The organism is Aeromonas sp. R6-1, assembly GCF_040908165.1.
GTDB classification, from domain to species: Bacteria; Pseudomonadota; Gammaproteobacteria; order Enterobacterales; family Aeromonadaceae; genus Aeromonas; species Aeromonas caviae.
This window is the reverse complement of the sequence record NZ_JBFODF010000019.1, coordinates 26266-35618: the sequence shown is the minus strand read 5'-3', so window position 1 is coordinate 35618 and position 9353 is coordinate 26266. Positions and strand designations below refer to the sequence as shown.

Here is a 9353-nt window from a genome sequence, read left to right as displayed (position 1 = left end):
TATGCCAGTTTCAGCCAAGCGCGGGGCATAACACATCAGGTGGTGTACAACCGTCGAGGTGAGCGAGTCATTGGGGCATACCACATCCAGCATGTGAACGGATATCACCGGCGGTTGAAGGAGTGGATGGAACGATTCCATGGAGTCGCAACCCACTACCTGAGGAATTATCTGGGCTGGCGCAGGATGCTGGAACGTTACGGCAGGGAGGTAAATACCAAGATGTGTTTGCATGAGGCGCTAGGGCACCCGATGCAACACGTAATTGGGACATAGCCAAAAAAAAGGGGTCACAGTAAAGGACCCCTGAAAAGTAGCATGCTAAGTCCATTGTTGCGGAGCTCGCAACCTTCACATGCTTGCCAAGTCAGACGAGCAAGGCATAGGGGCCATACCCGTATTCATTCTGCTGCAGTCAATAGACCATTGATAAATCAAAAGGTTCAGAGGATCCACATATGATCCTCGGCACAGACACCATTCAGATTACTCTGAGAAAGTGGCCCGTGCCAGAAACGGGCCACTCTTTTACTTGATCCAGTTCGCAAAATCCAGCGCTTTAAAATGCTGACAAATTAATCAGGACGGTTCTATGTCGCGAATGTGCCTGTGCACCGAGAACCAGGAGGCGATCAACCCCAGCAGGGCGCCCAGCAGTATGAGATTGAAGCCGTCGAACGCCCCCATCCCCACCAGACGGAAGTTGCTGTTGTAGAGCCCCGCCAGCTCCTTCACCACCCCCTCGCTCCAGATCACCATCACCTCGGTCAGCCACCAGGCCAGCATGCCGCCGATGACCCCAAACCAGATGCCCGTATAGAGGAAGGGACGGTGGATGAAGGCATCGGTCGCGCCCACCAGCTTGAGCACTTCAATCTCGGAACGCTGGTTCAGGATATTCAGGCGCAGGGTGTTGCCCACGATCAGCAACACGGCGGAGAGCAGCAACACCGCGATACCTGTAATGGTGTGGCGCAGCAGGTTCATGATCCCCTGCAACCGGGTCAACCACTGCAGATCCAGCTTGCCCTGCTCGATACCGGGCTCGTTCTCCAGCTTGGCGAGCAGCTCGGCGGCCCCTTCGGGATTCTGCCAGCGCGGATCCGGGATCACGCTCAGCACCGGCGGCAGCGGGTTGCTGTCCAGATAATCCAGGGCATCACCGAAGCCGGAGATCTCCCGAAATTCCCTGAGCGCCTCGTCACGGTTCATATAAGTGACGGACTCCACTTCCGGATAGAGCAGGATCCGCTGCTTCATGTCGAGGATGCTCTGCTCCGGCAGATCCTTGCGCAGATAGAGGGAGATCTGGGAGCTGGTCTGCCAGCTCCCCTCTACCACTTCGGCATTCTTCAGCAATACGTGGAAACAGGAAGGCAGCGCCAGACTCACGCCAAGCACCGCCAGGGTCATCAGGGAGGCGAGCGGGTTGCGCCACAGCTCACCCAGGCTGGCAAAGGCCTGGCGCACGTGATCCACCCCATACATCATCAAACGACGCAACGGCGGCTGTTTATGACGAACAATAGCCATCAGCGATCCTCCCCGGACGAATACATGCGACCCGCCTTGAGGGTCAGGGTGCGGTAGCGCATCCGGGCGATCAGCCCCAGATCGTGAGTGGCAATCAGCACGGAGACGCCGAAGCGGTTGAACTCCTCGAACAGGCGCATGATGTCCATGGAAAGCTGGGGATCCAGGTTGCCGGTCGGCTCGTCCGCCAGCAGCAGGGGCGGCTTGTTGACGATGGCGCGGGCGATGCCGACCCGCTGCTGCTCACCGCCGGAGAGCATGCGCGGCTGGTAGCGCTCCTTGCCGAGCAGCCCGACCTTGTCGAGCGCCGCCGCCACCCGCTTGTTGATGTCCCCATGGCTGTAGCCATCGATCACCAGGGGCAGGGCGACGTTGTCGAACACGGTACGATCCATCAACAGGCGGTGATCCTGGAAGATCATGCCGATCTGGCGGCGCACGTAGGGGATCTGACTGCGCTGGATGTGGCTGACGTCATCGCCGTGGAAGAAGACGCGGCCGTCGGTCGGCCGTTCCATCACGCTGATGAGCTTGAGGAGGGTACTCTTGCCCGCCCCCGAATGGCCGGTCAGGAAGGCCATCTCCCCCTTGCGCAGGTGAAAACTGACCTTTTGCAGCGCTTGATGACCGCCACTGTAGACCTTGCTGACCTTGTCAAAACGAATCATAACGGTTCCCTGAGATTGACAAACCCCGACCGGGATAAAGCATGGGGCGCTCACTCCCCCGTACCGGCACAACACCTGGATGACAACACCGGTCACAAGCATGCCACATGTCATCCTTGCCTGGATGAGCCATGCCTGCGCCCTCATAGTGACATACCCCGACCGGAGTCGGGGTATGGAACACGTGCTCGTCACGGCCGGGCCGACTCATGTCAGCCGGATTTATTCTTCGCGGCTGAAGAGCGCCTCGATAAAGTCGTTGGCGACGAACGGGCGCAGATCGTCGATCCCCTCGCCCACCCCGATGTAGCGGATCGGGATCTGGAACTTGTCGGCCACCGCGAAGATGACGCCACCCTTGGCGGTGCCGTCCAGCTTGGTGAGGGTGATGCCGGTCAGGCCCACCGCCTCGCTGAACAGCTTGGCCTGGCTCAATGCGTTCTGGCCGGTGCCTGCGTCCAGGGTAAGCATGATCTCGTGGGGCGCCGCATCGTCCAGCTTCTTCATCACCCGCACCACCTTCTTGAGCTCCTCCATCAGGTTGCTCTTGTTCTGCAGGCGGCCAGCGGTATCGGCGATCAGCACGTCAGCCCCGCGGGAGCGGGCAGCCTCGATGGCGTCATAAATGACGGAAGCGGAGTCGGCACCGGTGTGCTGGGCAATCACCGGAATGTTGTTGCGCTGACCCCACACCTGCAGCTGCTCGACGGCGGCAGCACGGAAGGTATCGCCAGCGGCCAGCATCACGCTCTTGCCCTCGGCCTGGAACTGCTTGGCCAGCTTGCCGATGGTGGTGGTCTTGCCGACGCCGTTCACGCCGACCATCAGGATGACGTAAGGCTTCTTGCTGGTGTCGATCACCAGGGGCTGCTCGACCTTGGCCAGCATCTCGCCCATATCCTGTTTGAGCAGACCGTAGAGCGCCTCGGCGTCCTTGAGCTGCTTGCGGTCCGCGTGCTGTACCAGCCCCTCGATGATGCGGGTGGTGGTGTCGACGCCAAGATCGGCGGTCAGCAGCTGGGTCTCCAGCTCTTCGAACAGATCGTCATCGATCTTCTTGCCGCTGAACAGGCCGAAGAAACCGGAACCGATATTCTCCCTGGTACGCACCAGGCTGCGCTTGAGGCGGGCAAAGAAGCCCTCCCGCTGCGGCTTCTCCTGAGTGTCGTCGTCCACCTTGGCGGCAAGTGGCAGAGCGGCCAGGGCAGCGGCCTCAGCCTCCATCGCGGCGACCAGACGCAAATCTTCCGCTCGCTGGGCCTCTTTGGCGACACGGGCTTCCTCGGCAGCCTGAGCTTCGGCGGCAACACGAGCCTCTTCCGCAGTACGGGCCTCGGCGGCAATACGGGCTTCTTCCGCGGCACGGGCTTCGGCAGCGATGCGAGCCTCTTCCGCAGCGCGGGCTTCGGCGGCAATACGGGCTTCTTCTGCGGCGCGAGCCTCGGCAGCGATGCGAGCCTCTTCCGCAGCGCGGGCCTCGGCAGCAATACGGGCTTCTTCCGCGGCGCGGGCTTCGGCAGCGATGCGAGCCTCTTCCGCAGCGCGGGCCTCGGCGGCAATACGGGCCTCTTCTGCAGCGCGAGCTTCGGCGGCAATACGGGCTTCTTCTGCGGCGCGAGCTTCGGCGGCAACACGGACCTCTTCTGCGGCGCGGGCTTCGGCGGCAACACGGGCCTCTTCTGCAGCGCGAGCTTCGGCGGCAACACGAGCCTCTTCCGCGGTGCGGGCTTCGGCGGCAACACGGGCTTCTTCTGCGGCGCGGGCTTCGGCGGCGACAATGGCTTCGTCTGCGACTTGGGCTTCGGTGGCGATCAAGGCCTCATTGACGATGACGGGCTCAAGCTCGCCCTCCGGCTCTTCCACAACCAGGGGGCCTTCGTCAGGGCCGCTCAGCGGCGCTTCGGGCTTGGCGGCGGGGGCATCAGCCGGGGCAACATCGGCGACAGGCGCGGGAACAGCGGCGGCCTCCGACTCGACTACCGCCGGGGTAGCGTCGGGCGCCTGCGATGGAACGGCCTCAGCCTCTTCTTTCTTGCGGCCGAAACCCAGCCAGGAAAACAAACCTTTTGCCATCTAAAAATACTCACATCAAAGGCTGACTGCTAAGATAGCCGTCCCTCGGCGGGTCGGCATAAAAATGAACCGCCTTATACTATCACTTTATTTTCTGACGACGAAACGCGATGCCCAGAGTGAAATCCAGCCGTAACAGCCCGAGCAAGAGCCCGGCCCCCCAGGGGCGAGCGGGCGTGGTACGAATCATCAGCGGCCAATGGAAGGGGCGCAAACTCCCCGTCAGGGATGTGGAAGGGCTCAGACCCACCACGGATCGCGTCAAGGAGACCATCTTCAACTGGCTGGCTCCCCACGTGCGCGGTACCCGCTGCCTGGATCTGTTCGCCGGCAGCGGCGGGCTGGGGCTGGAAGCCTTGTCCCGCTATGCCGAACAGGTCACCCTGATCGAGATGGACAGAGGCGCCGCCGACCAGCTCAAGAAGAACCTGACGACCCTGGGCAGCAGCCAGGGGCAGGTGATCCAGGCCGATGCCGTGAGCTGGCTGCAAGGCCCGGCCACCCCCTTCGATCTGGTCTTTCTGGACCCACCGTTTCGTCGCGAGCTGCTGCCCCAGGTGTGCGAGCTGCTGGAGCAACGCGGCTGGCTGGCATCCGATGCCCTCATCTATCTGGAGCGGGAAAAAGAGATGGCCGATCTGACGTTGCCCGCCAGCTGGACACTACTCAAGGACAAGCAGGCTGGTCAGGTCTGCTATCAACTCTATGTACGGGAGGTAAACGATGAAGCGGGTGTTTAATCTGTTGGCGATGGGGGTGCTGCTGTTCTTCTGGTTCGGTGTGGCACTCGCCCTGCTGGGCACCCTGCCGGGCAAACTGAACGGCTTTCTGCCGGTGTGCGGCGTCATCGTGATATTGATGCACTGGGTACAGGCCAGCATGATCAAGGCGGCCTGCAAACCCTACTTCGCGGTCACTCGTCTCGAATTCACCCAGGTGCTGATCTTCGGGGTGTTCGGCATGATGGATATCCGCACCAAGCTGCAGGCCATCATAGACGCCAGGAAGAAGGGAGAGACTCCCCCCAGGGCCGACTAGGCCACCCCCGGCCCGACCAGAAGGAGTGATTCGTCACTCCTTTTGCGTTTTTCCGAGGCTGATTCCCAGCTTGATGGAGAGAGCGGCGAGCAGCAGCAGCATGGCAATGAGGGAGAAGAAGTTGCTGCCAAGCTCGGGGTACTGCACCTTGACCAGGGCAGAATGGCCGAACACGCCGATAAAGAAGCAGAGCAGGATGCAGCTGGGTGTGTTGCCCACCATGGGCTCATGGCGATAGTGCTGATAGAGCTGGCTGGCCGCCAGCAACAGGGCGATGAGGGGGTAGAAGGAGAAGGGGACGACCGACTCCGTCAAGGCCGACAGGAAGGCATCGCCACAGATACCGATCAGCAGGGCCAGCACCAGGGGCTTCTTCGGAATCGCGTTCGGTTCATGCATGAGGCTGTCCATCCTTGCGTTATGTGAGAGATTCGTGGCGCTTGCGGTTCTGCACCTCGGCGCCCATGGCGATCATCCGCAACTGGCTGATGGTGCGCTCCGACAGTGCCTTGCACTCTTCCGGAGTCATGTCGAGGGCGTCTGCACCGGCGCTGAAGACGATGGTCACCATGGCCTCGGCCTGGATATAGGCCTCTTCCCGTGGCGCCTGCGTGGTGGCTTCCAGATAATCGGTCAGCTCGGCGATGAAGTGCTGGATCTCCCGGGCCACCGCCTGACGGAATGCAGCCGAGGTGCCGGAGCGCTCGCGCAGCAGCAGCCGGAAGATGTTCGGGTTGTTTTCGACGAATTCCATGAAGGTCTGCACCGAGGTGCTGATGACGCTGCCACCACCGGCAATGCGCTGGCGCGCCTGGCGCATCAGTTGGCGCAGGGTCAGCCCTCCCTCGTCCACCAGCGTCAGCCCCAGCTCTTCCATGTCCCGAAAGTGGCGATAGAAGGAGGTCGGCGCTATGCCCGCCTCTCTGGCCACTTCCCGCAGGCTGAGGTTGGAGAAACTGCGGTTGGCGCAGAGTTGACTGAACGCCGCCTCGATCAGCGTACGCCGGGTTTTTTCTTTTTGTTGCGCGCGAATACCCACGAAAACAGTCACCTTGAGATTAGCGAGGCCAGATGATAACCCGAAGGCGGGGCCGGGATCAGGTTTGTCTCCGACTTTTTTACCATTGACCCGCATTCCGGCTCAATGGAGAATAGTGAACAGCTGTTCGCTGAAAGGAGCCGAGTGAAATGGACCGCCCCCCGATCATCATGACCAACACCCTGCTGTTCGCCCTCTCCGGGCTGACGGCACTGATAGCGGTCCCCTGGTATGGACTGAGCCAGGGCTACGACCTCTGGCAGTGGCTCTGCTTCCTGCTGCTGTTCTGCTATTGCGGCATCTCCATCACCGCCGGCTACCACAGGCTCTGGTCCCACAAGGCCTACAAGGCGCACCCGGCCCTGCAATGGATCTTCGCCATCGGAGGCGCGCTCGCCCTGCAGAACTCGGCGCTGCACTGGTCCTCGGATCATCGCCGCCACCACCGCCACGTGGATGACAACCAGAAGGATCCCTACAGTGCGGGTCGCGGCTTCTGGTACTCCCACATCGGCTGGATGCTGCGGGAATACCAGCGCGATACCTACCACGACTACAGCAATGTGCGCGACCTGCAAAACAACCCCGTGGTCGCCTTCCAGCACAGGCACTATCTGGCTCTGGCCCTGGTCACCAACATCGGCATTCCGCTGCTGCTCGGCCTCTTGCACGGGGATCTGCTCGGCATGATGCTGCTGGCCGGGGTGCTGCGCATGGTGATGACCCATCACACCACCTTCTTCATCAACTCCCTGGCCCACATCTGGGGCAGCCAGCCGTTCACGGATCGCAACAGCGCCCGGGACAACGGCATCCTGGCATTCTTCACCTTTGGCGAGGGCTATCACAACTTCCATCACCTGTTCGAGAACGACTACCGCAACGGCATTCAATGGTGGCAGTTCGACCCCACCAAGTGGCTGATCCGCACCGCCGCCTGGTGCGGGCTCGCCAAAGACCTGAGATCCTGCCCGGAGGAACGCATCGAACAGGCCAGGCTGGAGATGCAGCTCAAGCGCGCCCAGGCCAGAGTGCACAAGCAGGATGACAGGGAACGCTGGCAAGCACTGCTGCAGGAGGAGTACGACAAGCTGAGCCTGCAGATCCAGCACTACTATGCCAGCCGCAAGTCACTGCTGGAGCAGCGCAAGCGCACAGCCCTCGCACGCTACGACAGGCTCAGGCTGCAACTGGAGTACCGCACGTTGCGAGACGGTTTCCTCGTTGCCAAGCGCAACTGGAGTCGTCTGCTGGCGGGCCTCGCCTGATCGCCGAAACATCACGCAAAAGACCGCCAGTAGGCGGTCTTTTTGATTGGACAAGCAGACGGCGGGCATAAAAAAATGGGGCAACATTCGCATGTCACCCCCTCGCAAATAGCATGTTCCATATTGGGCTCCCGCAACCACGGGGGTCTGTCTGGCATCACGGGTTTCCGCTCCCGATCCGCCTCGCCTGCCGGAGCAATCCGGTTGGCCCATTTCCCCTGTTGCCGTCACCCACACGGCAGACCAGCCGCCGTGTTTGTCCTTGCACTCGAGATACTACGCAGTTAAATAAAATAAAAAACCGTTCTACACGCACCGCTATGCAGTCGAGGCCCCTGGATTGTTACTGCACTCTTAATATAAATCGATTAAAAACAATACTATACAATCCAGTCCCGTCTTTGGATGGCAAACGTTATCCTCGAAGGCGCACAAGGCTTTGCGAGATCTCGCACAAGGCGGATCCCACTCACAACCAACGATGCAAAGGTAACCAATCGCTCAATTGCGCCAGCAGGCGCCGCCATGCAGAGGGGGACGCCACCACCGGGTGCACGGCCTGCTGCAACCAGCCATCGATGAGTTGCTGCAACTCGTCGCACAGCGTCGGGCTATGGAGGTGCAGCATCAGCTCGGTGTTGAGCATCAGGGAGCGGGGATCCAGGTTGAAACTGCCGAGCAGCGCCTCCTCCTTCCCCATCAGGATCAGCTTGGCATGCAGACTGAACGCCTCCGTCGTCAGCTCGAACAGGGTGATCCCCTGACGCTCGAGCCAGGGGCGGTGACGTCGATAGGCGCCATAGACCAGGGGCACATCCGTGCTGGCCAGGGAGTTGGTCAGGATCTCGATGTCGACCCCCTGCCGTCGCTGCCCCTTGAGCCGGCGACGCAGCCCCCGTGTCAGGATCAGGTAAGGGCTCACCAACCTCAGGGCCCCCTGATTGCTCGCCAGCATGCGTCCCAGCAGGGGCGCCGTGGTCGGCCGGGCGACCAGCCCCTTGCCGGGGCGATCGAACCAGCACTGCCCTCGCCCGGGATGCCAGCAAAGGGGAACGGGGCACTCATCAAACAGAGTGGCCGGCAGATCATAGGCGGCCGCCATGGCGGGGTCTGTCAGGGTCAGCAGGAAGTCGTTCAGGGCCCGGGTTTCGGCTGGCAACAAGGGGCGCCTCAACAGGCGACGGACCGGGTGGCTCCAGCGACTGTGCCAGAACAGCGCGAACCCCTGCTCGGCCTGCTGACAGAGGGGGCCGCGGCAGAGCAGATCCAGGTCGATGAAGTGAGGCGGCATCCCCAGCCCGAAGTAACGATCACCGATGTTGCGCCCGCCGATCACCGCCTGGCTGCCATCCACCAGCAGCAGCTTGTTGTGCATCCGGTGGTTGATGCGGCGAAAGCTCAGCACTCCTTCCAGCAGCAAGGTAAGGGGACGCCAGCCCCGCAGCCAGAAGGGGTTGAACAGGCGCACCTCGATGCCCGGTTCCGCCGCCACCGCCTCCAGAAAGCGGTTCTCCCCGCCGTAGAGATCGTCGATGAGCAGTTGCACTACCACTCCGCGCCGGGCCGCCCGCACCAGCTCCGCCAGCAGCAGCTTGCCGCTGCCGTCCTCTTCCCAGCTGTAATACTGGGCGAGGATCCGGTGGCGGGCCTGGCGGATCAACTGGCATCGGGCCTTCAGGGCGGCACCGGGATCGGCGAGCAAGGCAAACTCGGCGGGGATCAAGGGTCATCTCC

General features: G+C 61.7%; 9 protein-coding genes and 1 pseudogene. 4 read left to right on the top strand and 6 right to left on the bottom strand.

The genetic code is table 11. From position 1 onward, the window contains the following. A pseudogene (locus tag AB5Y68_RS04525) lies at positions 1–276 on the top strand (IS1595 family transposase); the annotation flags it as partial. Between the two features lie 303 nt (positions 277–579). Here the strand turns inward: AB5Y68_RS04525 and ftsX are convergent. The 3 genes from ftsX to ftsY form a co-directional block, all read right to left on the bottom strand. Continuing rightward, the gene (gene ftsX, locus AB5Y68_RS04520) at positions 580–1533 is read right to left on the bottom strand and encodes a permease-like cell division protein FtsX (RefSeq protein ID WP_029313524.1); all 954 of its coding nucleotides are present in this window, start codon (positions 1531–1533) and stop codon (positions 580–582) included. After that, positions 1533–2201 carry a cell division ATP-binding protein FtsE gene (ftsE, locus tag AB5Y68_RS04515; protein WP_010672603.1) on the bottom strand — a complete coding sequence of 223 codons (669 nt, stop codon included), beginning with the start codon at positions 2199–2201 and terminating at the stop codon, positions 1533–1535. Before ftsE ends, ftsX begins: the two co-directional genes overlap by 1 nt. A gap of 222 nt (positions 2202–2423) precedes the next feature. Further along, positions 2424–4274 (bottom strand): signal recognition particle-docking protein FtsY, encoded by a 1851-nt coding sequence (ftsY, locus tag AB5Y68_RS04510; RefSeq protein WP_368206928.1) that lies wholly within the window; start codon positions 4272–4274, stop codon positions 2424–2426. 110 nt (positions 4275–4384) lie between these two features. Here ftsY and rsmD point away from each other — a divergent pair, with 110 nt between their 5' ends. Both rsmD and AB5Y68_RS04500 read left to right on the top strand, forming a co-directional pair. After that, positions 4385–5014, top strand: a complete 630-nt coding sequence (rsmD, locus tag AB5Y68_RS04505) for a 16S rRNA (guanine(966)-N(2))-methyltransferase RsmD (RefSeq protein ID WP_039040411.1) — start codon at positions 4385–4387, stop codon at positions 5012–5014. After that, positions 4998–5312, top strand: a complete 315-nt coding sequence (locus AB5Y68_RS04500; protein WP_010672600.1) for a DUF1145 domain-containing protein — start codon at positions 4998–5000, stop codon at positions 5310–5312. Before rsmD ends, AB5Y68_RS04500 begins: the two co-directional genes overlap by 17 nt. Positions 5313–5345: 33 nt before the next feature. Here the strand turns inward: AB5Y68_RS04500 and AB5Y68_RS04495 are convergent, their stop codons facing one another. Both AB5Y68_RS04495 and fabR read right to left on the bottom strand, forming a co-directional pair. Next, positions 5346–5711, bottom strand: coding sequence for a YijD family membrane protein (locus AB5Y68_RS04495; RefSeq protein ID WP_010672599.1), 366 nt, complete (start codon positions 5709–5711; stop codon positions 5346–5348). A gap of 19 nt (positions 5712–5730) precedes the next feature. Beyond that, a complete protein-coding gene (gene fabR, locus AB5Y68_RS04490; RefSeq protein WP_010672598.1) occupies positions 5731–6351 on the bottom strand; it encodes an HTH-type transcriptional repressor FabR in 621 nt (206 codons plus the stop codon). Between the two features lie 149 nt (positions 6352–6500). Here fabR and AB5Y68_RS04485 point away from each other — a divergent pair, with 149 nt between their 5' ends. Next, positions 6501–7619: a fatty acid desaturase gene (locus AB5Y68_RS04485; protein ID WP_039040410.1), complete on the top strand. Its 1119-nt coding sequence runs from the start codon at positions 6501–6503 to the stop codon at positions 7617–7619. Positions 7620–8088: 469 nt separating this feature from the next. Here the strand turns inward: AB5Y68_RS04485 and AB5Y68_RS04480 are convergent, their stop codons facing one another. Further along, positions 8089–9342, bottom strand: coding sequence for a phosphatidylserine/phosphatidylglycerophosphate/cardiolipin synthase family protein (locus tag AB5Y68_RS04480; protein WP_039040409.1), 1254 nt, complete (start codon positions 9340–9342; stop codon positions 8089–8091). Between the last annotated feature and the right edge of the window lie 11 nt (positions 9343–9353).